The following is a 26318-nucleotide window of genomic DNA, read 5'->3' as shown; positions in this document are numbered from 1 at the left end:
GGCGTTGATATCGTGGTTGGCCTGCGTAAAGGCTCAGCGACTGTAGCTAAAGCTGAAGCTCACGGCCTGAAAGTAACTGACGTAGCGACTGCGGTTGCCTCTGCCGATGTAGTGATGATTCTGACTCCGGATGAATTCCAGTCAAAATTATACAAAGACGAAATCGAGCCAAACATCAAGCAAGGTGCAACCTTAGCTTTTGCTCACGGCTTTGCGATTCATTACAACCAAGTTGTGCCACGCAAAGACCTCGACGTCATCATGATCGCGCCAAAAGCACCTGGCCACACTGTACGTTCCGAATTCGTTCGTGGCGGCGGCGTACCTGATTTGATCGCTATCTACCAAGATGCATCGGGCAAAGCCCGCGATATCGCTATGTCTTACGCTTCAGGCGTGGGCGGCGGTCGCACTGGTATTATCGAAACCACATTCAAAGACGAAACCGAAACTGACTTGTTCGGTGAGCAAGCCGTCTTGTGTGGCGGTGCGGTTGAATTGGTTAAGATGGGTTTTGAAACCTTGGTTGAAGCCGGCTACGAGCCAGAAATGGCTTACTTCGAGTGCTTGCACGAGCTGAAATTGATCGTTGATCTGATGTTCGAAGGCGGTATCGCCAATATGAACTACTCGATCTCAAACAACGCAGAATACGGCGAATACGTGACTGGCCCTAAGGTCATCAACGAAGAATCCCGCAAAGCCATGCGCCAAGCTCTAAAAGACATTCAAAACGGCGAATACGCGAAGAAATTCATTGTTGAAGGCGCAACTAACTACCCATCCATGACCGCTTACCGCCGCAACAACGCAGCACACGGTATTGAAGTAGTCGGTAACAAGCTGCGCGCCATGATGCCTTGGATTCAAGCGAATAAAATCGTAGATCAAACGAAGAACTAATTGGCCTTGATTTGAAATGCAAAAAGCCAGCTTTTGAGCTGGCTTTTTTTGGAGCATTTACTTGGGAATGATGGGTATCGCTAACGCTCAACCCATCCTACGCGCTAAATAAAACACACACAGAAAATATGTTGTATTCTCAATTACATTTGGCATCTGAATTTCCCTAAATTAATACTTTGGCAGTAAAATTATTTGCCACCCTAGGGATTAAAGTATAATCATACGGCGCCACTTATGTTAAATCTATAAATCAATTTGGAGTTTTATGTCCTATTTAGCAGACACAGAGGGTACTTTTCATAAAGAAAGTATACTTAGCGATGATATTGACGAAACCATCAATTTTTGTGCAACACAATTAAATTTAATTGTTAATGAAATTTTTGATTGTGGTTTCAATGATGATAATGAAGATAATCCTTGTGTATCATGGAATATAACCACAAACAAAGGAACCCATATATTAAGTGTATTTCCAGATAATTCTTTTAATTTTTATAAAAGTGATTGTGAATAAACTAACTAAGTAGTTAGGCATAAATTATCAGGTATTTTTCAATGAAAAATCATGTGGTTTTCATAGGATGTAAAAGCGTTTTTTTGCACATTGGCCTTGGTGCGTAACGACCTCATCGTTCCCCCCTTTATGAAAAAGCATGATTTAAGAATGTAGCATTGGAGGTTTGGCATGTTTTATCTGCCCAACATGTCGCAATGGCAAAGTATTTGGCTAATAAGCCCTTAGCCAAACCTACGGGCTAATTCAACATTTTCATTGTTGAAACGAAAAACCCAGCTTTTTAGCTGGTTTTTTTATGATTCGTATCGAGAATGATGGGCATCGCTAACGCTCACCCCATACTGCGCACTATTTTTTGACTTTTACAACAACGTCCCAACATTCAAATGGAAATTTTATGTTTTCTCAACTCGATCACAACGAATTCATAATCAACAAAACGATGAAAGAAGTTCTAGCTGACGCGATTTCCAATACAGAAATCATACTTGCTATGAGCTTTGCATTTGATGACGACAGCTATGATCCCGACACAGCAGATAGTTATGAAAACTTTCATCTTGCATGTATTAATGAAGTCGCAGAAGAACTGGGGGCCGCAGTATATAGTGGAAATTACGATCCGGATGACGAAGAATTTGTAAATTGGCTCGCTCGCGTCTGCCCTAATAAATGCACTGATTATGGTGGAAGTCACTGGACGGATCAGCTCTCTGTTTGGCAGAAAGGTTCAAGCTTGTTCTACATCCGTTACAGTTGGTGCGATCGATACGCCCCAATCGAAATACTATTTGGCAATACTGAAACGGTGGAATGATTTATCTTTTTTTGCGCAATTATCTCAGATGTTGGGCTTCGCTTCGCTCAACACCAACCTACCGCAAATGACACTCGATTTTGTAGGCTGCGGTTGAGCATGCGAAGCCCTGCACTGAGTCACAACGAAATCAAATCACTCACAGTGGTTACTTTTTCTACGCGTGTTGCACAGCTCGTAGGATGGGTTGAGCGTAGCGATACCCATCAATCCCTCCTGCAAATCACTCTCCAAATACCCCCTCACCATTCCCAGCACCCCACTCTAAATCCATTTCCCCATCCACAACATAACGATGAAATGACGACCACAGCCAATCTTGAACCCGATGTACGTGACCGTGTTTCACTGGATTAAAATGAATGTAATCAAGATGCCTCGCGAAATCGGCATCGTCGCGGATTAAATGCTCCCAATAACGCCGCTGCCAAATGCCTCGCTCGCCCCTCGTCAATCGACTTGCCGAAATTCGCTCGCCGCGAGCAATGCCGCGAGAAAACCCAGTTTTAATAAGACGCCAGCGCAGCGAATAATCAGCATCCCCTTCTGGCAAGGTCCAAATCGCATGTAAATGCTCGGGCAACACCACGATGGCATTAATTTTGAATGGATGGGCTTGCATAACATGTCGAAATGATTGCCGCAGTAAATCAATATGATCGACCAACAAAGTGCGTTGGCGATCAGCCAGATTAACCGTAAAAAACCAAGTGCCACCTACTGTAAAATCGCGGCAATATGCGGTCATAATCAACACCTAGTACGTAGAGTTGATGCTTTTCAGCGATACCCTTCGCTCACGTGAGATTGATGGGTATCGCTAGCGCTCAACCCATCCTACATGTTACCACCCCACAAAAGTAGCACATCAATCCCCCATCTTCTCGCCCATCTGCACCGCGCGTTCTGCCACCCAGAAGGGGTTAAAGCTGCATTTACCTTTGGGAAACAGCATCACAACGGTGGAGCCAAGCAGGAAGCGGCCCATTTCTTCGCCTTTTTTCAGCTGGATATCCTGGCCAGCATAATCCCAGTTTCTGACTTTCTTGCTTCTTGGCGGATTAACAATGCCGTGCCATATGGTTGCCATACTGCCAACGATCGTCGCCCCCACCAGTACCAAGGCAAAGGGGCCGAAGTCGGATTCAAACATGCAGACCACGCGCTCGTTGCGGGCGAATAAGCCATCTACGCCACGGGCAGTCACAGGGTTTACCGAGAACAGCTCGCCGGGCACATAAATCATTTGCGTCAAGCGGCCATCGCAAGGCATGTGGATGCGGTGGTAATCACGCGGGCTAAGGTAGATATTGGCAAAACTGCCATTGATAAAGGGCTTAGCCAAGTTGCTATCGCCGCCAAGCAGTGCAGTTGCACTGAACTCCTTACCCTTGGCTTGAAAGATTTGCTCTGCTTTAATCGGCCCAAGCTGGCTGATTTTGCCATCCACGGGGCTGACAAAACGCGCAGTATGAATGGGGCGCACGCCGGGCTTTAAAGCGCGGGTAAAGAATTCATTAAAGGTGGCAAATGCAGCTGGATCCCCATCAGCGGCTTCGCTCATATTGACTTTATATTTGCCAATAAACCAACGAATAACCCACTGGCTAAGGCCACCCGCTTTTAAATTCGCACCTGCCCCCGCCAAAGCAGTCAGCGCAAGTTTAGGCAGTACGTGTTGCAATAGAACAAACAGACGCTCCGACACAGGCGTATCCCCAGCATAAATCAAACCGCAGATTATAACGCATCGCAGGCCCTGAACTATCGACCCGCTACGCTGTCAGCTACAATTCAAATTCAATATATTCAGAGGCTTTGTGAATGCAAGCTAAACGCCCTATCAGTTTTCGCCATCAGGGCATTTATTTGCTGCCCAATCTGTTTACCCTTGCCGCACTATTTGCGGGCTTTTACGCCATTGTGCAGGCGATGAATAAGAATTTTGATCAAGCCGCCGTCGCCATTTTTATTGCCATGGTGCTGGATGGTCTGGATGGCCGAGTGGCGCGTTTAACCCATACGCAATCGGAGTTTGGTGCGCAGTTTGATTCGCTATCCGACATGGTGAGCTTTGGCGTGGCCCCTGCACTAGTGGCGTATGAATGGATGTTGCGTGATTTTGGCAAGCTGGGCTGGATAGCGGCGTTTATCTATTGTGCAGGGGCTGCAATGCGGCTGGCGCGCTTTAATGCCAATATTGAGGTAGTGGATAAGCGCTGGTTTCAAGGCCTGCCATCCCCTGCTGCTGCGGCCATGGTGGCGGGGTTGGTGTGGATTAGCCATGAATACGCAGAGGAGCTCACCCCTATCAGTGGTGCATTACCTTATCTGGCTCTCATGTTTACCCTGTTTGCAGGGCTCACAATGGTTTCTAATGTACGCTTTTGGAGCTTTAAAGAGCTGCATATGCGTAGAACCGTGCCCTTCTTTGCCCTATTAATTACCACGCTGATCTTATTAGTCATCGTTGCCAAACCACCCCTGATGCTGTTTTGCGTGTTTATTGGCTACGGCATATCGGGCTATGTTTACTGGTTATATCGCTGGATTAAACCAAATAAAGAGTAGGGTGCCACGCGTAAAGATCTCCATTCCCCTTCTTCAGTCTCCCTTCCCCTTTAGCGTGAGCAGACCACGCATGTCTTTATTCCCCTCCCGCGCGTGGGCATGGGCACGGATGCCCACCCTACGCTTCTTACACACAGCATTACATTCAAAACCCAAAACATCAGACAATATGTCTAATATTTTTGCATAAAATACGAAAAATATACCCACACCAACTTTTTATTCCAAATAATTTGACATATTGTCGCTCAATAGCTAATCTTGAGCATATAAACCCTGAGGAGATAACCGTGGAATTAGACATTGAACGTCTAATCGCTGATTTTGGTGGACCAAGCGTATTAAGCGAGGCAATCAATAGTCTGTTTCCGGACGATCTGATTTCGCGGGCAGCGGTCTACAAATGGCGCGAACGCGGCAGTATTCCGCTCGGTGCGATTAATAAACTAGCATTGCTAGCAGCTCATCAGGGTAAGAGCTTCAACATTCAGCACTATTTCTTGGGCAGCAGCCCTAAGCCATTGATACAAGGAAACTCCGGCATGAGCGATCGTTTGTACATCTTTGACACCACCTTGCGTGACGGCGAGCAATCACCTGGCGCTTCGATGACTAAAGAAGAAAAAATCCGTATCGCTCGCCAGCTAGAGAAACTCGGCGTAGACATTATTGAAGCGGGCTTTGCCGCGGCTAGCCCAGGCGACGCCGACGCGATCAAGGCCATTGCCAGCATTATCGAACACTCTGTCGTCTGTTCATTGGCACGCGCAAATGAAAAAGATGTGCGTGCCGCAGGTGAAGCAATCAAACCGGCAAAACGTGGCCGTATCCATACTTTTATTGCAACCAGCCCCATTCATATGGAACACAAGCTGCGCATGAGCCCCGATCAGGTGGTGGATGCAGCGGTGAAGGCCGTTAAAATTGCGCTGGAATATACCGATGATGTGGAGTTCTCTGCCGAAGACGCCGTGCGCTCGGATATGGATTTCTTAATTCGTATTTTTGACGCGGTGATTCAGGCGGGTGCCAAAACCATCAACGTGCCAGATACCGTGGGCTATAGCATTCCATCGGTATGGGCCGCTAGAATGAGCGAGCTGATTGCCCGCGTGCCTAATTCAAACAGCGTGATCTGGTCTACCCACTGCCATAACGACTTAGGCATGGCCGTCGCCAACTCTTTAGCCGCCGTGCAAGCGGGCGCACGTCAGGTTGAATGCACTATCAACGGCCTTGGCGAGCGTGCGGGTAATGCCAGCTTAGAAGAAGTCGTCATGGCGGTGCGTACCCGTCGCGATCTGTTTAATTTAGAAACCGGCATCGACCCAAAACAGATTGTGCCAACGTCCAAACTGGTTTCTACCATTACCGGCTACCCAGTGCAGCCCAATAAGGCAATTGTAGGCGCAAATGCTTTTGCTCACGAATCAGGCATCCACCAAGATGGCATGCTGAAAAATCGTGAAACTTACGAAATCATGAGCGCCGAATCAGTAGGTTGGAGCGCCAACCGCCTGACGCTGGGTAAATTATCTGGCCGCAATGCCTTTAAAACCAAATTGCACGAGCTGGGTATTGATTTAGCCAGTGAAGAAGCCTTAAACGCCGCCTTTGCCCGTTTTAAAGAGCTAGCCGACCGTAAGCGCGAGATTTTTGACGAAGACTTGCACGCGCTGGTTTCGGATGAAATGGTTGCCATTGAGCATGAATATTTCAAATTTACCGCACTTAAAGTGATGTCAGAAACTGGCGAAATGCCATCTGCACACATTGTGATGAGCGAAGACGGCGTAGAAAAACAAGCGACATCTAGCGGCTCAGGCCCTGTGGATGCAGTGTTTAAAGCCATCGAAAGCATGGCCAATAGCGGCGCAGAGCTGCAACTTTATTCCGTGAATGCCATTACCCAAGGCACCGATAGCCAAGGGGAAGTGACCGTACGTTTAGAAAAAACGGGCCGTATCGTCAATGGCCAAGGCGCAGACACCGACATCATCGCCGCCAGCGCCAAGGCTTATATCTCTGCGTTGAATAAGCTGCATAACAAGGAAACGCGCATTAACGCGCAGGGTCCGGTTTAACCCTCACCCACGCTTATCAAAATATAAGACCGAGATACGGCAGGCCAATCAGCCCCGCCGTCGGGATGGTTTTACTCAAACCTACCCTAATCTGCCACAGCAGGGCCACAAGCTTTGTGCTGGACAGACACTCAACACAAAAGGCCAGCAACCAGAGCTAAAGTTAAGCCTCTGGTTTTTGACCTTTTTGGTGTCAATGCAGGGTGAGCAGGCCTTTATGCCCACGCGTTTACCCCCGCCCAATACCATGCACAGAAAAATCAAACCTGCACAGCCTCCCCCAAAGAGGGCCGTGTATACCAAGCAAACGCAACAAAGCTAGCAAAGCACAGGCTAGCCAAAGCGACTTCTGCCCCAGCCAAAATTTGCGATAGGCCATGATCGCCCCAAGCGCGCATCACGCCTTCTACAAACCACAGCAAGATATACATCGAGCCCCATTGATAGGTGTAACGACGGCCTTTCAAAACGCCCATTAACATTGGCAGTAACAGCAGCGCCTTTAAGGCCAGCCAAGAACCACCTTCTTTCATCGGCGCAAGCCATAGCTCCCAAGAAATACATAGTGCAATCAAGGCCACTAGGCTAATGACGGAAGCCCAATGGCTAAGGGTAATTAAACGCTGATCTTTCATGATGCCACCGCCAGCTTTAAAGCCACCTGCGCTAGGCGTTTGCCTTGGGCGATGCATAGTTGTTTTTCATCTGCAGAGAGCGGCTGATTAGATTCACGGCCCGCCACATGGCTAGGCCCGTAGGGAGTGCCTCCCGTGGTGGTGTTACTCAGCGCGGTTTCTGAATAAGGCGTGCCCACAATCAGCATGCCGTGATGCAGCAGCGGCAACATCATGGTGAGCAGCGTGGCTTCATTACCACCGTGCATAGAGCCGGTGCTGGTAAACACCGAGGCAGGCTTGCCGATTAGAGATCCTTGCAGCCAATCGCCCACGGTGCTATCCCAAAAATACTTCATTGGCGCGGCCATATTACCAAAACGAGTGGGGCTACCAAGCGCCAGGCCGATACATTCTTTTAAGTCGGCCAGCTCCGCATAGGGTGCTCCGGCATCAGGAACCACGGCTTCTACCGCCTCGCAAACCGTTGAAATACGCGGCACGGTGCGGATACGGGCGGTGACTCCCGCCACAGACTCCACCCCTCGGGCAATCAGCTGCGCCATCTGACGGGTAGCACCATGTGTGCTGTAATAAAGGACAAGGATCTCTGGCATTACAATTCCAAAATAGTGGGGCTGCGGTATTATAAAGCTCATCCTTCATTTAATCGCATAAGATGAACCTAATCCCCCGCTTTGATCTTGGCATTTTTCATCGCCTATTTGGCTTTGGCCGTTTTGTTGGCCGTAGATTGATCGCCGACCGCTGCTTGGAAACCGCCGGCAGCCTAACTTACACCACGCTACTAGCGCTGATTCCGCTGCTGACCATTGCGCTATCGCTCTTCTCTGCCTTCCCCATGTTTGGCGACTACAGTAGTAAATTTAAAATATTTTTGCTGACCAATCTGGTGCCTGATGCATCCGGCAAGGTAATCAGCGTGTATATGCGGCAGTTTTCTGATAACGCCGAGCGCCTAACGGCGCTGGGGATGATCGGTCTGCTAGTCACCGCCCTCCTGCTAATTTTTACTATCGAAAAAACTTTCAATGAAATCTGGGGAATAAAACGCCCCAGAAAATTACTGCAAAGAACGATTATCTACTGGGCAGCGCTCACGCTTGGCCCGCTATTAATCGGCATTAGTATCTCACTCACTTCTTGGCTCTATGCCCAGACCGGTTTGCACAGTGATACCAATCTACTGAACCTGATGCTGCTCAAGCTTGGCCCCTTGCTCTTGATGCTTGGCTCTTTAACCCTGCTGTATCTGGCTGTGCCCAACTGCTATGTGCCACGCAGCCATGCCCTGATCGCAGCCTTGGTAGTCGCCGCTGCATTAGAGCTAATGAAGCGTGGCTTTGGGCTTTATATCCAGCAATTTGGCACGTTTAAGCTGATTTATGGCGCATTTGCCAGCTTCCCTATCTTTTTGATGTGGCTATATGTAAGCTGGGTGATTATTTTAGGTGGCGCGGTACTTTCTGCCTGTCTTTCTTACTGGCACGCATCGGCATGGCGCTGGGAGGGCCATCAGGGCACACGTTTAGAACAATCTATCCGCCTGCTGCTGGTTTTGGCTGAAGCGCATAGCCAAGGCAAAGTCTTACACATCGATAAACTACGCCGACGCACTCAGCTGGGCTTAGATGCCAGCTATTCCCTACTTGAAGAAATGGCTTTAAAAAACTGGGTGGAATCAACCCGTGATGGGGAGTGGATTTTAGCCGTCGACCTAAAGAAAATCACACTCAGAGATGTATTTGAAACCATGGTCACCCCCCTATCCGCCCGCCTAGAACAAGGGCTGACGACAATTCACCAAGAGCTGAAAGGGGTGTTGGAGATGACGTTGGCAGAATATTCAGAAAAGAATAAAACAATATAATAGCGGGGTGGGCAAAATTATCTGCCCACCACCCCGCACAGCAATTAAATGATTACTCGCTACAGCCAGCCTCTAATGCGGCAATAATCGTGTCACGGCTCAGCTCGCCGATATAAGACTCACCAAGGCACTGCATCAATACAAATTTGATTTTACCGGCGTCTACTTTTTTATCCTGCGCCATTAAGTCTAAGTAGCGCTCATGCCCCAATACCGGCGCTTTAACCGGTAAACCCGCTTTAAGTAGCAGAGCTTTGATCCGCTCAATATCGTCATCGCTTATCAAATCTAATTCACGCGATGCATAAGCGGCCAGCATCATGCCGGCAGCAACCGCCTCACCATGCAGCCAAACTCCATAGCCCAGCCCCGATTCAATCGCATGGCCAAAGGTGTGGCCTAGATTTAATAGCGCACGCTGGCCCTGCTCTTTTTCATCCCCAGCCACAATTCGCGCTTTATTCTGGCAGCAGCGTTCTACCGCATAGGCTAGCGCATCGGTTTCGCGCGCCATCAGCCGCTCGATATTGGCCTCCAACCATTCAAAAAAGGCCAAATCATCAATCAAACCATACTTAATCACTTCGGCCATGCCTGCAGATAATTCACGCATTGGCAGGGTATCTAGCGTCGCCAAATCAGCCAGCACCAGCTGAGGCTGATAAAACGCGCCTATCATATTCTTGCCCAGCGGATGATTAATGCCAGTCTTGCCGCCAACCGATGAATCAACCTGTGACAAGAGAGTGGTAGGGATCTGAATAAACGGTACACCGCGCTGATATACCGCCGCCGCAAACCCCGTCATATCCCCAATCACCCCGCCACCCAGAGCAATCAGCGTGGTTTTACGCTCACAACGCTCAGTCAGTAAGGCATCAAAAATCAGATTAAGCGTTTCAAAAGATTTATGTGCTTCACCATCGGGCAGAATAATACTGTGGCATTGGATATCAGCGGCTTCTAGCGCGTCTTGCAGGGCTTTTAGATAGAGAGGCGCAACCGTTTCATTGCTAACAATTGCAACTCTTGGCTGAGGCAAAAGGGGCTTAATCAGCTCAACCTGAGTTAATAGATCGCGGGCAATGTGGATATTGTATGCGGCGTGGTCAAGCTTCAATTCAACGATCGGCATGGTGCTCCAACTCTCTAATTAACGGCTTGTGGATTGTAGGAAGGGCAAGATTTTATGCCACCACAACAGCGCACCTCTACAGGCAAGGGCTAAAAATTTGATGCAGAAATATTAGCGATCTGCATGCAGCTCTAGCTCTTTCATCAGTAGTTGCAATAGCGAATGCACAGTTTGCCGACTGGTATCAATCACCAGATCAGCCACTTCGCAATAGAGGGGGTCTCGAATGGCATAGAACTCATGCAAGCGCTGTTTTGGGTTTTCAGTTTGTAATAGCGGACGGTTTTTATCGTGGCAGGTGCGCAAATACAGCTCATCCACGCTGGCGCGCAGGTAAATCACAAAGCCTTCGCGCCTAAGCACCGCACGGTTAGCAGGATTAAGCACCGCACCGCCGCCCGTTGCCAATACGATATTTTTTTGTGCACCCAGCTCTTTAATCATCGCCACTTCACGGCGGCGAAATCCGGCCTCACCTTCAACTTCAAAGATGATTGGGATCTTTGCTCCGGTCCGAGATTCAATCTCGTGATCCGTATCATAGAAAACCTTACCGCTGACTTTAGCGAGCGCTCGTCCTACGGTGGTTTTGCCGGCACCCATCATGCCGACCAGAAAAAAATTGCCTGGCAGTTTCATGCCAAGCATTGTAGCGGAAAGCAGAGCGGGGCGCGATTTGCGCCCCGCTAATCTGACTAATAATTTTAAATTATCAGCGTAATGACAGGTCTGATTGAATTACTTTAGGTGAAATAAAGATCAATAACTCACGACGTAAGTCTTTTTCTAGGGTGTTTTTAAATAGATTACCCAGATAAGGAATATCTCCTAGCAACGGTACTTTAGTCACATCCGTACCCACTTCTTGCGTGTAGATACCACCAATCACCACCGTACCTCCATTTTCAACCAAAACCGTAGTATTGATTTGCTTGGTGTTAATCGATGGAATACCCAGAGTAACAGTGCCACGGCTATCTTTAGTCACGTTCAGCTTCATGATCACATTGCCATCAGGCGTGATCTGCGGCGTCACCTTTAATGACAAGGTCGCTTTCTTAAACGAGATGGTTGTAGCCCCGTTTTGTGAGCTTTCTTGGTAAGGAATCTCTTCCCCGCTTTCAATAGAGGCTTCAACTTGGTCAGCCGTCACAAGGCGTGGGCTAGAGATAATCTTACCTTTATTGTCTGCAGCCAAAGCACTGATTTCTAAACCTAGCAACCAATTAGCATTGGCGGCAATCAGTGCAAAAGTACCCGGTGCACCTACCCCAGAACCAATCGCAGGAAAGTTGACGTTATTACCCATCGTTAAAATATTATTAATGGGCGTTGTTGCACTCGGCGTAGTCCCCGCCGTTGCAGGAATTACACCAATTCCTTTACCTGCATTATCTAAGCTGTTGCCCAAGCCTAAATCCGTACTGCCTAAGTGGCCTCGTGAGCCCCAACCCAATTTCACCCCAAGCTCACGGCTAAAGCCATCGTTGGCCTCAACAATACGTGCTTCAATTTGCACTTGACGCACTGCTACGTCGATCTTAGAAATAACCGAGCGTACTTGCTCTAACTTGCTAGAGATATCTTGCACAAACAGCGTATTAGTCCGTGCATCAATCACAATGCTGCCGCGTTTAGAAAGCATTTGCTGCTTCTCATCGGTGAGCATTTTCTTTAAATCTTCAGCTTTTTGATAACGCAGCTGGAATGACTCAGTGCGGGTAGGCTCAAGCTCATCAATCTGCTTACGCGCTTCCAGCTCTTGCTTTTCCTTGCTGGCCAATTCTTCACGGGGCGCAATCCACAGCACGCTGCCATTTTTACGCTGATCTAGACCCTTAGCTTGCAAGATGATATCCAGCGCTTGATCCCAAGGCACGTCTTTTAAACGTAGGGTGATATTGCCCGTTACGGTATCACTAGTAATAAAGTTCAGACCGGTAAACTCCGCAATCACTTGTAAAACAGCGCGAATTTCAACATTCTGGAAGTTTAACGAGAGCTTTTCGCCCTTAAATGCTGGCTTAATCCCCGCTTGTTTATTGCGCTCGTCGTTTACCTCACGCACTTCAACAATAAAACGATTTTCAGTTTGATAAGCCGAGTATTCCCAGTTGCCCTTAGGCTCGATAATCATCTTGCTGGTTTCACCTTGGCTATACGCATCCACTTTTTGGATCGGCGTACCAAAATCACTGACATCCATTCGGCGCTCTAGCTTTTTAGGTAAAACCGCCTTATTAAAATCGATCAACAAGGTTTTACCCTGCTGCCGGATATCAATACCCACATTGGGGCTGGATAGATCAATAACCACCTTACCTTCACCATCTTTACCACGGCGAAAATCAATGTTCTCGATGCTATCCCGTTTGTTTTTGCCGCTAGCCTCAGGCGCTTTGCTCTCAGCAAAATGCGTGTTTCTTGCCTGAGCGGTCACCGCACTACTGGTGCCATCTACGGTAATATAAAAATCATTCCCTTCCACTCTGGTTTGATATGCCGCTTGCTTTTGCATATTCAGCACAACACGCGTGCGCCCTGAGCCCTCAGCTAAGCTAATCAAGCGCAGCGCAGCGCCATTCACTTGAACCGAGCTTTTACCCGCTGTATTTGTAGTATCAGCAAAATCAAAAGCAACCCGAGGTGGCGTATTCACAGAAAAGCTAGTAGGAACGGGCGCAGGGCCATTAAAACTTAATCGAATAACCTGCTTATCTGCTGATACATTGCTGACATCAATGGCAGTAATGCTCGCTGCCGCAGCAGCAAAAGAGGCAAGGCAAGCTATGCACAAAAGACTTGCCAGCTTGATGACATTGAGTATTTTCATTTTTTTTGCTCCGCTTCATCAAGGGATAAATTCGTGGTGCGCTCCACCCAATCACCCCCACTGTCTTCAACGATTTCTTTGAGTTGAACTTCGATATCAGTAATGGCTGTCACCATGCCAAAATTTTGACCCATATAGCTGCCCACCTTTACCCGATAAATATTGCCATCGGGGGCATGGATTAAACCATTCACCGTCTTACCTTGAGTGATGGTTCCTACCATGCGTAATTTTTCTAAATCGTAGTTTTCCAAAATTTCTTTGGCACGGCTAGTGTTGGGCGCAAGCCCTCCACCTGAGCCTTTTTTGGCTAACTCCATTTTTGCAGCACGAAATGGGTCACTTAAATCAAACGCTTTATATTCAAATGAAACATAAGGCTTTGCCTCAGGCAGTGCTTCCACTTTACCCCGCAAGCCTTCACTATTTTCTTTCATCCAGTCTTTTAAATCGCTATTTTGTTCGCCAAAACAAGCACTTAAAGAAAATGCGGCGAATATCATCAGCGCGCTTAATTTGATTGAGCTAGGTCGAATGTTCATTTCTGTTTCTTCTTAGCGTCTAATGCAGCTTGATGTAACGCTTGTGCCTCGGCCTCATCCAGCGAGCGATATGTTTTTGCGATCGCTTGCATTGAAATCACCTCAGGATCTTTCGTTGCAGTAAGAGATAGATTACTTAAAGTAACGATACGCGAGAGCTGCGCCACATCGCTCACAAAAGCCGCTAAATCGTGGTAGTTGCCAGAGATACGAATATCAATCGGTAATTCGGCAAACTCCGCCGTTTTTACTTCAGTACCTGGTTTAAATAGCTCAAAAAACAAACCACGGCCAACCCCCGCTTGGTTAATCTCGGTGAGCAATGATTCCATCTCTGATTTATTAGGCAATTGCCGCAGTAAAGCACCAAAAGATTGTTGAATATCTTGTAACTGCTGGCGATAGGCATCCAAGTTAATTGCCTTACGTTTCTTTTCTACAAAATCAGTTTTAAGCTGTTCTTCCTTTGCCCTGCCGGTTTCTAACTCATCCATCTGGCTACCCCAGACGTAGAAATAGCCACCCAAAGTCAGCGTAACAAACAGCAAAACAATCAAACCAATTTGTGCGGCAATTGGCCAATTGCCGATGTCTTTAGGATCTAAATTCCGTAATTCGTCGAGAGTCATGTTAGCTCCCCTGCCGTTTACGCGAAGCTGGCGCTGAAGCATTAGCCGCCTCATCCACAGTCCGCGTTATTTTAATCGTAAGGGTAAACTCCGATAATTTTTGATTACCCACTTGTGCGGCTTTCACCTCAATCAACACAGGCTGCTCAAAAATTTCTGAGTCATTCAAATTACGCATTAAAGTAGAAACACGGGCATTGGATTGCGCATAACCCACTAGAGTAATTTGATCATTAAGCGCCTTTGCTTCTTTCAAATAAACACCATCAGGCGTCTGCCGAACCAGTTGATCCATCGCGATAACCGCTTCTGATCGCCCAGACTGCAAGCGCTCAACAATCTTTTTACGATCAAGTAGCGATTGTTTTTCTGATTTTAATTTCTCAATTTCAGAAATCTCACGATCTAACTTGGTATTTTCATCGGTTAGAAACTGATTGCGCTGATTTTGGGTTTCAATTCGTGCGGCATAAAAAAGGTAGCCCGCCACAATCACGGCAATCGCCGCCAAGGCAGTTACCCCAAGCAAAGCTAAATACCGAGCTTGACGTGCAACACGTCTTTGCTCGCGGTGTGGAAGCAGATTAATCCGAATCATGAAGGGTCAAACCTCCGCATCGCCAATCCGCAGGCAATTAAAAGAGAAGGAGCATCAACTTGCACTTGTTTTCCACGCACCTTACCCGTTGCCATTCCTTGGAATGGATTGGCACGCATGGCGCTACTGACATTGGTGCGGCTAGATACCGCATCATCTAGGCCATAAATAGCACTGCAACCACCGGCCAGCAGAATATGATCTACCGCGTTGTAGTTACTGGAGGTATAGAAAAACTGCAAGGAGCGAGAGATTTCTAGCGCTAAAGTATCAATAAAGGGCTGCAGTACTTCTGGCTCGTAATTTTCTGGCAAACCACCGTGCTTCTTAGCTTGCTCGGCTTCGTCACTCGACATATTGAATTTGCGCTGAATTTCTTGCGTCAGTTGATTACCGGCATAAGCCTGATCACGGCTGTAGATAGACTGACCATCTTTAAAGATATTCATATGCATAGCCGTGGCACCAATATCCACCACGGCCACAATTTGTTTATCGCCGTTATTAGGCAATTGTGGCTGCATCAATTCAAAAGCGGCTTGTGTGGCATAAGACTCTACATCGAGCACCAACGCGCGTAATCCTGCAGCTTCAATTGCTGCTACGCGCTCATCAACTTTCTCTTTTTTAGCGGCCGCAATCAGTACTTCTTCTTCATCAGGAGCAATAGGGGAAATACCCAGCACCTGAAAATCCAGATTCACTTCATCCAAAGAGAAGGGAATGTACTGATTTGCCTCAGTCTCAACCTGCATCTCAAGCTCACGCTCGGTCAAGCCTGCTGGCACCAAGATTTTTTTAGTGATCACTGCCGCAGGCGGCAAGGCAATCGCTACATTTTTAACTTTAGAGCCCATTTGCCGCCACGCGCGTCTAATGGCTTCCACCACCAAATCCATATTGGCGATATTGCCATCACTTACGGCATCTTTAGGTAGGGGCTCAATCACATAGCGATCAAGGCTGTAGGTGGTTCCTGATAGGCTCAACTCGACCATTTTTACGGACGAAGAGCTAATATCAACCCCAATCAGCGCAGGTGCTTTGGGTTTGAGGAAATCGAGATTCAACTCACTTTCCTTTTAATAAAATAGATTTCTTAAATGTAAGCATTTGCTAATTTTCTGTAGATCGTAGCAGTGCAACATATACCTGTAAAGCAAGAAGCTCATTATCGATTGTTATGCAACATTATTACTAACATTAGTGCTTTTTTAATATTTGGCGCGAAAAAATAAATGCCAAACATACATTCTCATATTCGCGTAAATTAGCAGCACTTCTAATATCTATACTTTAGCGATGAGCAAACGCCTCCTACTTATTTTTGCCGGTATTTTAATCAGCCTAATGATCCTTGCCGCAGGCTTGGGTGCATTTGCACTGGTAATCACTTATCCGCGCCTACCCTCCCTAGAAGCACTCACAGATTACCGCCCTAAAATCCCGCTCCGCATTTACACCAGTGATAACGTGTTAATTGGTGAATTTGGCGAAGAGCGTCGCGCCTTTACTTCAATAGACCAAGTGCCCTTGTTAATGAAACAAGCCATTTTGGCCGCAGAAGACGAGCGCTTTTATGAACATGGTGGTATCGACTACCTTGGTGTACTCAGAGCCATGGTCAGTAACCTAAGCTCGGGGCAATCCAAATCAGGAGCCAGTACGATCACCATGCAGGTAGCACGCAACTTCTACCTATCTAACGAAAAAACCTTTACACGTAAGTTTAACGAGGCATTACTCTCGTTTAAAATTGAACACAATCTTTCTAAAGATCAAATTCTTGAACTGTACTTCAACCAAATCTACCTAGGTCAACGCGCCTATGGCTTCGCCTCAGCAGCACAAACCTATTACGGCAAAGAGCTAAAACAACTTAGCCCAGCTGAAATGGCTATGCTTGCTGGCTTACCTAAAGCCCCTTCCGCATATAATCCAGTTGTAAACCCTAAACGAGCTCAGCTGCGGCAGCAATACGTTCTAAGACGTATGCATGAGCTTAAGTTCATCAATGATAGTGATTATGAGATCGCTAAGAGCGCCCCGCTCGTTCTCAAGCGAGGCCAGCAAGAGTACGCCGTCCATGCCGAATACCTAGCAGAAATGGTGCGGCAAATGATGCTGGAGCGTTACAAAGAATCAACTTACACTGAAGGCTATAAAGTTTACACCACCCTTCGTAGCGATAGCCAAGAAACTGCCTATCAATCACTAAGACAAGGCCTAGTCGACTATGATGTTCGCCACGGTTATCGTGGGCCAGAAGGCTTTGTTGCCCCTGAAGTCATCCTACCTGGCAAAGAAGAGCTGCTCGACGAAGCGCTTTCAGAGCAGAAAGATTCGGGCGATTTGCAAGCGGCGATTGTCTTAAGTGCCAGCCCCCAATTGGTTCGCGTCTATAAAAAAGGTGGCGAGCAATTAGAAATTGAAGGCGAAGGCTTACGATTTGCCAAGGCGATGCTTTCTGAAAAGGTGGCCCCAGCGATCAGAATTCGCCCAGGTGCCATTGTGCGAATCAAGCGAATGGAAAAAGGTTGGACTATTTCACAACTTCCTCAAGTTGAAGGCGCGCTTGTTGCATTAGATCCACAAAATGGGGCAATTAGAGCGCTAGCAGGTGGCTTTGACTTTAACCGTAGCTCCTTTAACCATGTCACCCAAGCTTGGCGGCAGCCTGGTTCCAGCTTTAAACCTTTTATTTACTCGGCAGCTTTAGAGCGCGGCATAACCCCTGCCACTCAAATGAACGATGCGCCATTGGTGATAGACCCAGCTCAAGTGGGAGGGCAAAGTTGGGAGCCTAAAAATAGCGATGGTAAATTCGAAGGGATGATGAGTGTACGCACTGCACTTACACGTTCTAGAAACTTGGTCACCATCCGAGTATTGCAAGCGATTGGCGTGGATTATGCACAGGCGCACATCAGCCGCTTTGGCTTTAGCCCTAAGCAACACCCCGCTTATTTAACGATGGCGCTAGGTGCGGGCAGTGTGACGCCACTGCAAATGGCCGAGGCGTATGCGGTATTTGCTAACACCGGCTATCGAGTTCGCTCCTATTATGTGGATAGAATTGAAGATAGTCATGGCCGTATTCTGGCTAAGACCCAGCCTGAAGTTGCCGGTGAAAATGCACCCCGTACTTTAGATGCTCGCAATGCTTTCGTCATGAATAGCCTGCTGCACGATGTGGCGACACAGGGTACTGGTGCCAAAACCAATAGCTTAGGCCGTAGTGATTTGGCCGGTAAAACGGGGACCACCAATGATGCTAATGACGCGTGGTTTGCCGGTTATCAACCTGGCTTAGTGGCTATTTCTTGGGTAGGTTTTGATCAACCCCGCTCCTTGGGTGCAAGAGAGTATGGTGGCGTGGCGGCGCTACCTATCTGGGTTAACTTTATGAATAAAGCGCTAAAAGGCGTGGAAAATGTCAGCTATCCTGTGCCTGAAGGCGTAACACCGCAGACCATACAAACCGAGCGTGGCTCATACACTGAATATTTCTTCAGCGAATTTCTGCAAACCAATCCAGAATTAGGATTGGGCGGTGGGACAGGGGCAGCCCAGCCACTGGATGAGATTAAAGAATTACTGTTTTAAGATTGCAACGCATAAGGTGAGGGTGGGCTGAGCACTACTTGGCCCACCCTCATAGCGAGATAAAGGAGTACTCTTTTAGGGGTGCCTAATCATGAGCAAGCCACACGTTCTCGACCACCAGTATGCCCATTTACGCGCACAGATTTGTGAACGTGCCGCACGCTTAATTGCTGAAGATCACTTGCATGATTTTGCCTTAGCCAAGAAAAAAGCCGCGAAGCAACTTGGGATTAGTGAAGGGCGAATGATGCCCTCCAATCAAGAAATTGAAATCGCTTTAGCCAGCTATCGAGCGGTTTATCAGCCTGAACACGACGATAGCCTGAATCATTTACGGCTCAAAGCACTCAAAATCATGCGTATCTTGGCGCAATTTCATCCTTATCTAGCGGGATCTGTACTCTCTGGCGTGGCGGGTCCCAATTCTGATATTAATTTGCTGCTATTTTTAGATGACCCTAAATCTGCAGAGATTTTTCTACTCAATCAGCACATCGCTTACGACCTTCTCCCCGCCGCTAATGGCCGCCAACTCGCTGATTATCCTTCACTTTCTTTTTGGTATGACAATACTCAGGTTAGTTTGCATGTAAAACCAAGAGCCGCAGAAAGAATTAAAGAAGAAAGAATGCGCCTTGATGAGCTAGAAACATTACTCTCCTTTAATGGCATGGTTATTTAATCAGCCTATATTTATAAATGACAAATTAAACATCAATAGCCCCTAGCCATAACTAAGTAGCAACGCGTATATCCTAGGATTAAACCGCCACCAATGATATAAAGTGGCTTATCTCTTATTTGCTGATTACACAATGCAACAACCCCCAACACTAGAGCCGGTCTTTGTTTCTGACCCAGGGCCTTATCTAGTTACCTCTAGCATCGAAATCAAATACCTACTTAGCCAATTACTAGAGAAAGGTGAGATTATTTGCCTGTACCCTGCAGGTAAGCGTGAGCCTTTTGCAATCAGCACCTTACTGGCTATTGATGATCAAGGCCTGTTGTTTGACGGTAGTAATGACAGCAGAACCAACGACGCCCTGACTAAAGAAAATCGCATTTTTCTTGTGGGTGTGGTGAATAAAGTAAAAATTCAATTCGAGCTACCTAATGCCCAGCAAGTTCTCTTTGAGGGCCGAACCGCAATCCGTAGTTCAGGCCCTGTACAAACATTGCGAATGCAAAGACGAGATTTTTATCGCCTAGATATTCCAATGTCACAAAGAATGGACTGCACCATCCCCTTAGCCAATGGCGGTCACACCGAATTATCGGTCACGGACATTAGCTTAGGCGGTTTAAGTTTACTGGGAGTGTCTCCCGATCTACCCATGGTGGTTGGAGATACCTTGCACAATTGTCGAATTCAACTACTTGACGTTGGACTGATTGAGATCGATATGCAGATATGCATTGTGATTGATGTAACACTTAAAAACGGGATTAAAACCCAGCGCGTAGGTTGCCGTTTCTTTGATTTATCAGGAAAAATGCAAACGCAGATCCAGCGTTTTATTAATAAGATTGAACGCCAAAGGATCTCCCGCGAATGAAAAACATCCCGCTCTTTTTTAGCCATGGCTTAAGGCAAATCGAAATCGCTGCGGCCAGCTTATCGCTCATGCAAAGAGCGGGCAAAACCAGCGCGGCATGGGTGCTGAAACATTACCCCAATGCGCAAAATATCTATGTATTGGCAGGCCCAGGCAATAATGGCGGCGATGCTTTACTCGCCGCAAAACAGCTACATCTTGCCGGTAAAAATATTTTTTTACGACTTAGTGCGCCAGCAGTACCGCCCGGCGCACAGCAGGCTTTGGCCGAATGGTTGGCCTGCGGCGGACAAACCCAAAACCATACCCCTCTACATGCCGATTTAGCCATTGATGGCCTCTATGGTATAGGGCTAAATCGCGCGCTATCTGCCCGCGATAGCCAAATAATCCAAGAACTGCAGGCGCTGGCCTGCCCTGTTATTGCTTTGGATACTCCCAGTGGATTAATCAGCGATAGCGGCACAGGCAGCCCAGTTCAAGCCAATCACACGCTCAGTTTTATGGCGCATAAACCTGGCCAATTTACCGGCCAAGGCTGTAATGCCTGCGGTGACATCCACCTGCTAGATTTACAAATACCCCAGTCTTGCTACCCTGAGCCAGATGGCTATTTACAAAGCACAGCACCCAGCACCATTGCCAATTTACTGCGCAAAGCCGATAGCCATAAAGGCAGTTACGGCACAGTTGGGATTATTGGTGGTGCAACAGGGATGGTTGGGGCCACGCTGCTCGCTGGCCGCGCCGCCTTAAAATTAGGCGCAGGCAGAGTAGTGCTTGGCTTACTCGATAAAGTATTGAGCGTCGACCCCACACAACCCGAGCTTATGCTGCATTCTGCAGCAGAAGCGCTACAACACCCCGCACTCAGCATGCTAGTAATTGGCCCAGGGCTTGGCACAAGCCAAGAGGCGATGGCACTCGTGCAGCAAAGCATTGCTAGTCCGCTGCCACTGCTACTAGACGCAGATGCGCTTAATCTACTGGCAAGCTCAAGTCAGCAGGCTGCGACGATCACTCAGCGTACTGCCACCACCATTCTTACCCCACACCCAGCCGAGGCGGCAAGGCTGCTGCAAACCAGCACCATAGCGGTACAAACCAATCGCATAGAAGCAGCTCAAGCCATTGCCAAGCGTTATCACGCCACAGTGCTGCTCAAAGGAGCGGGATCAATCTGTGCAGATGGGCAAGCGTGGAGCATCAACGGTAGCGGCAATGCCGCCCTTGCCAGTGCAGGCCAAGGCGATGTGTTATCCGGCATCATCGCCGCACTCATCGCACAGGGCCTAGCGCCATTGGCGGCAGTACAAAGCGGCTGTTGGCTACACGGCAAAGCCGCAGATAACTGGTACAGGGAAAATCTAGGCGGGATCGGGTTAACTGCCAGCGAAACCATCATCTATGCCAGAGCGGCGTTGAATCATGCTTTGGCGGATTGCGAGTGATTGCTTACTGATGTTACGCAGTAAAATGACTAGTCCACGAAAAACACATAAAGCACAAACAGATGACGCGTTGTCATTCCCCATTGGCTAGACGTATGCCTTTGTGCGTCCAACAATTACTTACTTGATTATGTCTCTTGCTCAATGGGCTCTGTATAGATGGGTTTCTTGAGTGCTTGGCTTGGTTTTGGAATATGTAGGGCGGGTGAAACCCGCGAGCAAGGCTGAATCAACACACGGGTTTCACCCGCCCTACGATATTTATAATGAGATTGAGCAAGAGACACAATCAGGATTACTTATACGTACAACCTATTTGCAGAGAGTAGAGAGTGGCGCTTACCACGCAAACAGCAGCGCGCCATTTTGTTTGAGCCAAAGCCGCTGCGTTTTCCAATCTGGGCATGCTGCTGCAACAATGGCCCAGAACCGAGAGGAGTGGTTAAGCTCAGCCAAATGCGCTAGCTCGTGGATCACCACATAATCAATCACCTGCGGCGGGGCCTGCATTAAGCGCCAGTTCAGCCGAATATCACCTAAAGCAGTACAACTCCCCCAGCGGCTTTTGGCCGAGCTTAAAAATAACTGCCTTGGCTGCAAGCCCATCTGCTCGCTCCAAAAGCCGAGTCTCTGTAAAAAATAGGCTTTAGCGCTGCGCTGATAAAAGCGAGTAAGCGCAGTTGGAAGGGGGATCAACTCAGAAACGTATAAAATTTCTGCTTCTAGTCGTGTCCTACCCGCAGCCAGCTGCACAAACTTAGCTTGGCCCTGCCACAGCACGCTACTTCCCGCCGCCAAGGCCACAACGGCGGGCATAGGTTGCGCCAGCTTGGCTAATATCCACTTTAATTTACTTTGAATAGCCCGCTCAGCTTCTTTGATTGGAGCGCGTGCAGGCAAAACGATCGTCAGCCCAGCGGCGGTGATTTTCAGGCCAATGGAGCGGCGACGGCTGCTACGCTCTATTTGATAAGCGATTTCTTGATCGGCCAGCCGCAATAAATAGGCTTCATTTTTTGGGCGCATAACAGGGGCCAACACCACCAAAACGCTGGATTTCACCCTCAATCCAGTTTTCAACCTCTTGGGTGACATCTTGCGGGCTGCGTCCTGCAGGATCTATCGGCTTACCCACCACCATCACAATTTCGCCTGGCCATTTTAAAAAGGAATTGCGCGGCCAATACTCACCCGAATTATGCGCAACCGGCACAATCGGTACTTCTAAATCCAGCGCCAAACGCGCCCCACCTTGTTTATAAGGCTTATAAGCACCGGATGGTACACGCGTGCCTTCAGGGAAAATCACAATCCAAAAACCCTTAGCTAAGCGATCTTTACCTTGAGAAATTAACTGCTTCTGCGCCTCGGCACGGTTAGAGCGATCTATCGCAATTGGCGATAAAGTAGCCAAGCCCCAGCCAAAAATCGGTAGCTTTAATAGCTCTTTTTTTAACACCCAAACTTGCGGTGGAAACACATGCTGCAGCGCCAGCGTTTCCCAAGCCGATTGGTGTTTACTCATCACAACGGCGGGGTTGGCAGGCAGGTTTTCAAGGCCCTCCACACGGTAAGTCAGGCCACAGGTAAATTTAAGCCATTTGAGCATAATCCATGACCAGCCACGAATAATGCGGTAACGCAGCATAGGTGGAAGCGGCAGAATGAGGATCGCAATTACACAAAAAATCGGAGTTACTATAGGCACAGCTAACCAGTACAAAATGGAGCGCAACCAAATCATTTAATCCACACCTTCAGGGGCCAATAAATGCGCGGCAAAGGCCGCCAAATCGTCAAATATCTGCGTACCATCGGGCAGCAGACCTTTTCGTTCAGTTTTAATGCCATTCCCAGTGCGCACCAAAACAGGCTTGCCACCCACAGCCGCAATGGCTTGCAAATCACGTAGCGAATCGCCCACCATCACCAATTGCGCGCTCGGCACATGGAAGCGGCTAGAGATATCTAAGAGCATGCCTGGATTAGGTTTACGACAAACGCATGCAGCGTCCGGTGCATGAGGGCAAAAAAACACCGCATCAATATGCCCACCCTGCTCGGCAATGGCACGATGCATCTTGGCATGAATGCGGTTCAAGGCATCCACGCTAATCATCTTGCGGCCAATTGCGCTTTGATTGGTGGCCACGACAATCGTCCAGCCCGAACGGGATAATTCGCCAATCGCCTCTAAACTGCCAGCAACGGGAATCCACTCTTCCGGTGTCTTGATATAGTCAGGGCTATCTTCATTGATTACGCCGTCGCGGTCGAGAATCAATAACTTCATACGCGACTCCGTTTTTCATCTAACAAGCTTAGGGTGGGCACGTCTTTGTGCCCACCCTACATTGTTTTTTACTCAGCCAATAAAGACAGCTCTGCAACTCGATTCATCAGACTTGCCAAAGCAGCGAGCAGGGCTTGGCGATTACCGCGTACGGCTAGGTCATCGCTCATCACCATGACCGAATCAAAGAAAGCATCGACTGGCTCTTTTAAAGCACTCAGCGCTTTCAATGCGCCAGTAAAGTCTTGGCTAGCTAAAGCACGGCTCACCACAGGCTGCAGCTTTAATAGCTCGGCGTGCAATGCAATTTCAGCGGCATCACTCAGCAAGGCGGCATTCAGCTCAGGCAAATCGCCTTCGACCTTCTTCAGAATATTACGAATACGTTTATTGGCCGCAGCCAAGGCGGTGGCTTCTGGCAACGCTTTAAATGCCGCTACCGCTTGCAAGCGAATCACCATCTCATTTAAGAGCGTTGGTTTCAGCGCCAACACCGCGTCAATATCCGCAGCGGGGTAATCTGCAGCGAGGTAGTTTTTAAGGCGATCCAGCATAAAGCCGTACACGCCTTCTACCGTGCCCTCTGCCACTACGCCGTCAGGGAAGCTAGCGGCGGTCATGCTTAGCAGCTCTTTTAGATCCAACGGTAGATCCAGCACCATACGCAATACGCCCAGTGCGGCACGGCGTAAGGCAAATGGGTCTTTATCCCCTGTTGGAATCAGGCCAATGCCGTAAATTCCCACAATGGATTCCAGCTTATCAGCTAGAGAAACGGCTTGTGCTACAGCCCCCACCGGCAAGCTATCGCCCGCAAAGCGTGGGTGGTAATGCCCTTCAATTGCGGCAGCAACGGCTTCGTTTTCGCCATCAATACGGGCGTAATACATGCCCATTACGCCTTGCAGCTCAGGAAATTCACCCACCATATCCGCAATCAAATCAGCCTTGGCTAGATAAGCGGCACGCTTGCAATCGGCCACATTGGCGTTCAGTTTTAAGGCAATTGCACCAGCAATGCTTTGTAGACGTTCAACACGCTCGAGCTGGCTACCAATTTTGTTGTGATAAACCACATTGGCCAATTGCGGCACACGGGAATCCAGCTTTTTCTTTTTATCTTGTTCAAAAAAGAACTCAGCATCGGATAAACGTGCGCGCAATACCCGCTCATTGCCATGAATAATATGGCTAGGATCGGCTGTTTCTAAGTTAGAAACCACCAAGAACTTAGGCAGTAGCTTGCCGTTTTGATCCAGCAACGGGAAGTATTTTTGATGCTGCTGCATAGATAAAATCAAGCATTCCTGTGGCACAGCTAAGAATTTTTCATCAAAGTTGCCGGTGTAGACCACAGGCCATTCCACCAGCGCAGTGACTTCATCCAGTAGGCCATCAGATGGTGCGATTTGTGCATTTAACTCTAGGCAGGCATTGCTAAGCTGATCTGCAATCAAGGCACGGCGGGCATCAAAGCTCGCTTCAACAAAGCCATCATCAAACAAACGGGCGGCGTATTCATCCGCATTAGCCAGCTCAATGGCTTCTGTGGATAAAAAGCGATGCCCCAGCGTGCTACGGCCGGCTTCTAGGTGCAAGAACTGGGCAGGAATAACTTCACTACCATGCAGCACCACTAGGCCATGCACTGGGCGAATAAATTGGCCGTCCCTATCGCCCCAACGCATCATTTTAGGTGCAGGCAGTTTTTTAAGTGTGGCGGCGATAATCGCCGAAAGCACTTTAACCAAGGCTTCACCAGCTTTGACCGAGGAAAAGACAAAGACATCTTGCTTACCATCTGAGCCTTGCGCCAATTGCGCCACATCCACACCGCAGCTACGTGCAAAGCCTGCTAAGGCAGGGGTTGGCACGCCATCTTTAAAGCCAGAAGCCACGGCAGGGCCGCGGCGCTCAATGGCTTGATCGGGCTGCACCGCCAGCACATTGGAGATCGATACCGCCAGCCTGCGTGGGCTAGCAAAGGATTCCACTTCGGCGTCTTTGGCGACAAAACCCAATTTGGCTAATTCATCAAAAATACCACTAGCAAATACAGCGCCCAATTTAGGCAGTGCTTTAGGTGGCAATTCTTCGGTAAAAATTTCTATGAGCAGTGTTTGAGATACAGAATTGGACATGGGATTTAATTCTCTGATATGACGCAGTGGCATTTTGGAAAAAGGTTTCGCCCACAAAGATCACGAAAACTGAGCCACTGATTTCGCCCATATTTAGTCGGCAATATGCAGCAAATACAGGCGATTTT

General features: G+C 48.2%; 25 protein-coding genes. 10 read left to right on the top strand and 15 right to left on the bottom strand.

The annotated features are described in order from the left end of the window. The 3 genes from ilvC to Q0R17_RS03170 all read left to right on the top strand — a co-directional run. The coding region (gene ilvC / locus Q0R17_RS03180; protein ID WP_293932057.1) for a ketol-acid reductoisomerase at positions 1-903 on the top strand (903 nt) is incomplete at its 5' end. 268 nt (positions 904-1171) lie between these two features. After that, on the top strand, positions 1172-1423 hold the full coding sequence (locus Q0R17_RS03175; RefSeq protein ID WP_293932056.1) for a hypothetical protein: 252 nt from the start codon (positions 1172-1174) through the stop codon (positions 1421-1423). Positions 1424-1823: 400 nt separating this feature from the next. Beyond that, complete coding sequence (locus Q0R17_RS03170) at positions 1824-2243, top strand: hypothetical protein (RefSeq protein ID WP_293932054.1); 420 nt, start codon at positions 1824-1826, stop codon at positions 2241-2243. A 223-nt stretch (positions 2244-2466) separates the two neighbouring features. Here the strand turns inward: Q0R17_RS03170 and Q0R17_RS03165 are convergent, their stop codons facing one another. Further along, a complete protein-coding gene (locus Q0R17_RS03165) occupies positions 2467-2991 on the bottom strand; it encodes a transposase (RefSeq protein WP_293932053.1) in 525 nt (174 codons plus the stop codon). A gap of 120 nt (positions 2992-3111) precedes the next feature. Continuing rightward, positions 3112-3951, bottom strand: coding sequence for an archaetidylserine decarboxylase (asd, locus tag Q0R17_RS03160; protein WP_293932051.1), 840 nt, complete (start codon positions 3949-3951; stop codon positions 3112-3114). 116 nt (positions 3952-4067) lie between these two features. Between asd and pssA the strand changes: the two genes are divergently transcribed. Both pssA and Q0R17_RS03150 read left to right on the top strand, forming a co-directional pair. Next, positions 4068-4814 (top strand): CDP-diacylglycerol--serine O-phosphatidyltransferase, encoded by a 747-nt coding sequence (gene pssA / locus Q0R17_RS03155; RefSeq protein WP_293932049.1) that lies wholly within the window; start codon positions 4068-4070, stop codon positions 4812-4814. Between the two features lie 290 nt (positions 4815-5104). Further along, complete coding sequence (locus Q0R17_RS03150; RefSeq protein WP_293932048.1) at positions 5105-6898, top strand: 2-isopropylmalate synthase; 1794 nt, start codon at positions 5105-5107, stop codon at positions 6896-6898. Between the two features lie 260 nt (positions 6899-7158). Here Q0R17_RS03150 and Q0R17_RS03145 read toward each other — a convergent pair whose 3' ends face one another. Together Q0R17_RS03145 and wrbA are read right to left on the bottom strand one after the other, a co-directional pair. Further along, entirely contained in the window at positions 7159-7533 is a 375-nt protein-coding gene (locus Q0R17_RS03145) for a DUF2069 domain-containing protein (RefSeq protein WP_293932046.1), read from the bottom strand. Beyond that, positions 7530-8129 carry an NAD(P)H:quinone oxidoreductase gene (gene wrbA / locus Q0R17_RS03140; RefSeq protein WP_293932044.1) on the bottom strand — a complete coding sequence of 200 codons (600 nt, stop codon included), beginning with the start codon at positions 8127-8129 and terminating at the stop codon, positions 7530-7532. The genes Q0R17_RS03145 and wrbA overlap by 4 nt, the downstream gene beginning before the upstream one ends. Positions 8130-8191: 62 nt before the next feature. On the opposite strand from wrbA, the gene Q0R17_RS03135 reads away from it, so the two are divergent. Then, a complete protein-coding gene (locus Q0R17_RS03135; RefSeq protein WP_293932043.1) occupies positions 8192-9403 on the top strand; it encodes a YihY family inner membrane protein in 1212 nt (403 codons plus the stop codon). Positions 9404-9455: 52 nt separating this feature from the next. On the opposite strand, the gene aroB is transcribed toward Q0R17_RS03135, so the two are convergent. The 7 genes from aroB to Q0R17_RS03100 all read right to left on the bottom strand — a co-directional run bounded on the left by aroB (position 9456) and on the right by Q0R17_RS03100 (position 16210). Continuing rightward, entirely contained in the window at positions 9456-10538 is a 1083-nt protein-coding gene (gene aroB / locus Q0R17_RS03130) for a 3-dehydroquinate synthase (RefSeq protein WP_293932042.1), read from the bottom strand. Positions 10539-10649: 111 nt separating this feature from the next. Continuing rightward, a complete protein-coding gene (locus Q0R17_RS03125) occupies positions 10650-11186 on the bottom strand; it encodes a shikimate kinase (RefSeq protein ID WP_130106453.1) in 537 nt (178 codons plus the stop codon). A gap of 64 nt (positions 11187-11250) precedes the next feature. Beyond that, complete coding sequence (pilQ, locus tag Q0R17_RS03120) at positions 11251-13371, bottom strand: type IV pilus secretin PilQ (RefSeq protein WP_293932039.1); 2121 nt, start codon at positions 13369-13371, stop codon at positions 11251-11253. Continuing rightward, complete coding sequence (locus Q0R17_RS03115; RefSeq protein WP_293932037.1) at positions 13368-13913, bottom strand: pilus assembly protein PilP; 546 nt, start codon at positions 13911-13913, stop codon at positions 13368-13370. The genes pilQ and Q0R17_RS03115 overlap by 4 nt, the downstream gene beginning before the upstream one ends. Continuing rightward, positions 13910-14542: a type 4a pilus biogenesis protein PilO gene (locus tag Q0R17_RS03110; protein WP_293932035.1), complete on the bottom strand. Its 633-nt coding sequence runs from the start codon at positions 14540-14542 to the stop codon at positions 13910-13912. The genes Q0R17_RS03115 and Q0R17_RS03110 overlap by 4 nt, the downstream gene beginning before the upstream one ends. Before the next feature lies 1 nt (position 14543). Then, entirely contained in the window at positions 14544-15140 is a 597-nt protein-coding gene (locus Q0R17_RS03105; RefSeq protein ID WP_293932033.1) for a PilN domain-containing protein, read from the bottom strand. After that, entirely contained in the window at positions 15137-16210 is a 1074-nt protein-coding gene (locus Q0R17_RS03100; protein ID WP_293932032.1) for a pilus assembly protein PilM, read from the bottom strand. Before Q0R17_RS03100 ends, Q0R17_RS03105 begins: the two co-directional genes overlap by 4 nt. 232 nt (positions 16211-16442) lie before the next feature. Here Q0R17_RS03100 and Q0R17_RS03095 point away from each other — a divergent pair, with 232 nt between their 5' ends. The 4 genes from Q0R17_RS03095 (at position 16443) to Q0R17_RS03080 (ending at position 21756) form a co-directional block, all read left to right on the top strand. Beyond that, the gene (locus Q0R17_RS03095) at positions 16443-18746 is read left to right on the top strand and encodes a penicillin-binding protein 1A (RefSeq protein WP_293932030.1); all 2304 of its coding nucleotides are present in this window, start codon (positions 16443-16445) and stop codon (positions 18744-18746) included. Between the two features lie 91 nt (positions 18747-18837). Further along, complete coding sequence (locus tag Q0R17_RS03090) at positions 18838-19428, top strand: hypothetical protein (protein WP_293932028.1); 591 nt, start codon at positions 18838-18840, stop codon at positions 19426-19428. Positions 19429-19561: 133 nt separating this feature from the next. Continuing rightward, positions 19562-20305: a flagellar brake protein gene (locus Q0R17_RS03085; RefSeq protein ID WP_293932027.1), complete on the top strand. Its 744-nt coding sequence runs from the start codon at positions 19562-19564 to the stop codon at positions 20303-20305. Next, the gene (locus Q0R17_RS03080) at positions 20302-21756 is read left to right on the top strand and encodes an NAD(P)H-hydrate dehydratase (protein ID WP_293932025.1); all 1455 of its coding nucleotides are present in this window, start codon (positions 20302-20304) and stop codon (positions 21754-21756) included. Before Q0R17_RS03085 ends, Q0R17_RS03080 begins: the two co-directional genes overlap by 4 nt. 339 nt (positions 21757-22095) lie before the next feature. On the opposite strand, the gene Q0R17_RS03075 is transcribed toward Q0R17_RS03080, so the two are convergent. The 4 genes from Q0R17_RS03075 to glyS all read right to left on the bottom strand — a co-directional run bounded on the left by Q0R17_RS03075 (position 22096) and on the right by glyS (position 26190). Then, on the bottom strand, positions 22096-22782 hold the full coding sequence (locus tag Q0R17_RS03075; RefSeq protein ID WP_293932023.1) for a M48 family metallopeptidase: 687 nt from the start codon (positions 22780-22782) through the stop codon (positions 22096-22098). Next, positions 22766-23404 (bottom strand): 1-acyl-sn-glycerol-3-phosphate acyltransferase, encoded by a 639-nt coding sequence (locus tag Q0R17_RS03070; RefSeq protein ID WP_293932022.1) that lies wholly within the window; start codon positions 23402-23404, stop codon positions 22766-22768. The genes Q0R17_RS03075 and Q0R17_RS03070 overlap by 17 nt, the downstream gene beginning before the upstream one ends. A 96-nt stretch (positions 23405-23500) precedes the next feature. Further along, entirely contained in the window at positions 23501-24049 is a 549-nt protein-coding gene (gene gmhB / locus Q0R17_RS03065; RefSeq protein ID WP_293932021.1) for a D-glycero-beta-D-manno-heptose 1,7-bisphosphate 7-phosphatase, read from the bottom strand. A gap of 68 nt (positions 24050-24117) precedes the next feature. Next, complete coding sequence (glyS, locus tag Q0R17_RS03060) at positions 24118-26190, bottom strand: glycine--tRNA ligase subunit beta (RefSeq protein ID WP_293932020.1); 2073 nt, start codon at positions 26188-26190, stop codon at positions 24118-24120. Positions 26191-26318: the final 128 nt, after the last annotated feature.

This window comes from Iodobacter sp. (genome assembly GCF_025352645.1).
Taxonomy (GTDB): Bacteria; Pseudomonadota; Gammaproteobacteria; order Burkholderiales; family Chitinibacteraceae; genus Iodobacter.
This window is presented reverse-complemented; position numbering and strand designations above follow the sequence as displayed.

What these genes read in the sequence shown, in the direction of transcription:
- Q0R17_RS03175 (WP_293932056.1), top strand. Translation starts at nt 1,172, where the DNA reads ATGTCCTATTTAGCAGACACAGAGGGTACTTTTCATAAAGAAAGTATA.
- Q0R17_RS03170 (WP_293932054.1), top strand. Translation starts at nt 1,824, where the DNA reads ATGTTTTCTCAACTCGATCACAACGAATTCATAATCAACAAAACGATG.
- Q0R17_RS03165 (WP_293932053.1), bottom strand. Translation starts at nt 2,991, where the DNA reads ATGACCGCATATTGCCGCGATTTTACAGTAGGTGGCACTTGGTTTTTT.
- pssA (WP_293932049.1), top strand. Translation starts at nt 4,068, where the DNA reads ATGCAAGCTAAACGCCCTATCAGTTTTCGCCATCAGGGCATTTATTTG.
- Q0R17_RS03145 (WP_293932046.1), bottom strand. Translation starts at nt 7,533, where the DNA reads ATGAAAGATCAGCGTTTAATTACCCTTAGCCATTGGGCTTCCGTCATT.
- wrbA (WP_293932044.1), bottom strand. Translation starts at nt 8,129, where the DNA reads ATGCCAGAGATCCTTGTCCTTTATTACAGCACACATGGTGCTACCCGT.
- Q0R17_RS03135 (WP_293932043.1), top strand. Translation starts at nt 8,192, where the DNA reads ATGAACCTAATCCCCCGCTTTGATCTTGGCATTTTTCATCGCCTATTT.
- aroB (WP_293932042.1), bottom strand. Translation starts at nt 10,538, where the DNA reads ATGCCGATCGTTGAATTGAAGCTTGACCACGCCGCATACAATATCCAC.
- Q0R17_RS03125 (WP_130106453.1), bottom strand. Translation starts at nt 11,186, where the DNA reads ATGCTTGGCATGAAACTGCCAGGCAATTTTTTTCTGGTCGGCATGATG.
- pilQ (WP_293932039.1), bottom strand. Translation starts at nt 13,371, where the DNA reads ATGAAAATACTCAATGTCATCAAGCTGGCAAGTCTTTTGTGCATAGCT.
- Q0R17_RS03115 (WP_293932037.1), bottom strand. Translation starts at nt 13,913, where the DNA reads ATGAACATTCGACCTAGCTCAATCAAATTAAGCGCGCTGATGATATTC.
- Q0R17_RS03110 (WP_293932035.1), bottom strand. Translation starts at nt 14,542, where the DNA reads ATGACTCTCGACGAATTACGGAATTTAGATCCTAAAGACATCGGCAAT.
- Q0R17_RS03105 (WP_293932033.1), bottom strand. Translation starts at nt 15,140, where the DNA reads ATGATTCGGATTAATCTGCTTCCACACCGCGAGCAAAGACGTGTTGCA.
- Q0R17_RS03095 (WP_293932030.1), top strand. Translation starts at nt 16,443, where the DNA reads ATGAGCAAACGCCTCCTACTTATTTTTGCCGGTATTTTAATCAGCCTA.
- Q0R17_RS03090 (WP_293932028.1), top strand. Translation starts at nt 18,838, where the DNA reads ATGAGCAAGCCACACGTTCTCGACCACCAGTATGCCCATTTACGCGCA.
- Q0R17_RS03085 (WP_293932027.1), top strand. Translation starts at nt 19,562, where the DNA reads ATGCAACAACCCCCAACACTAGAGCCGGTCTTTGTTTCTGACCCAGGG.
- Q0R17_RS03080 (WP_293932025.1), top strand. Translation starts at nt 20,302, where the DNA reads ATGAAAAACATCCCGCTCTTTTTTAGCCATGGCTTAAGGCAAATCGAA.
- Q0R17_RS03075 (WP_293932023.1), bottom strand. Translation starts at nt 22,782, where the DNA reads ATGCGCCCAAAAAATGAAGCCTATTTATTGCGGCTGGCCGATCAAGAA.
- Q0R17_RS03070 (WP_293932022.1), bottom strand. Translation starts at nt 23,404, where the DNA reads ATGCTGCGTTACCGCATTATTCGTGGCTGGTCATGGATTATGCTCAAA.
- gmhB (WP_293932021.1), bottom strand. Translation starts at nt 24,049, where the DNA reads ATGAAGTTATTGATTCTCGACCGCGACGGCGTAATCAATGAAGATAGC.
- glyS (WP_293932020.1), bottom strand. Translation starts at nt 26,190, where the DNA reads ATGTCCAATTCTGTATCTCAAACACTGCTCATAGAAATTTTTACCGAA.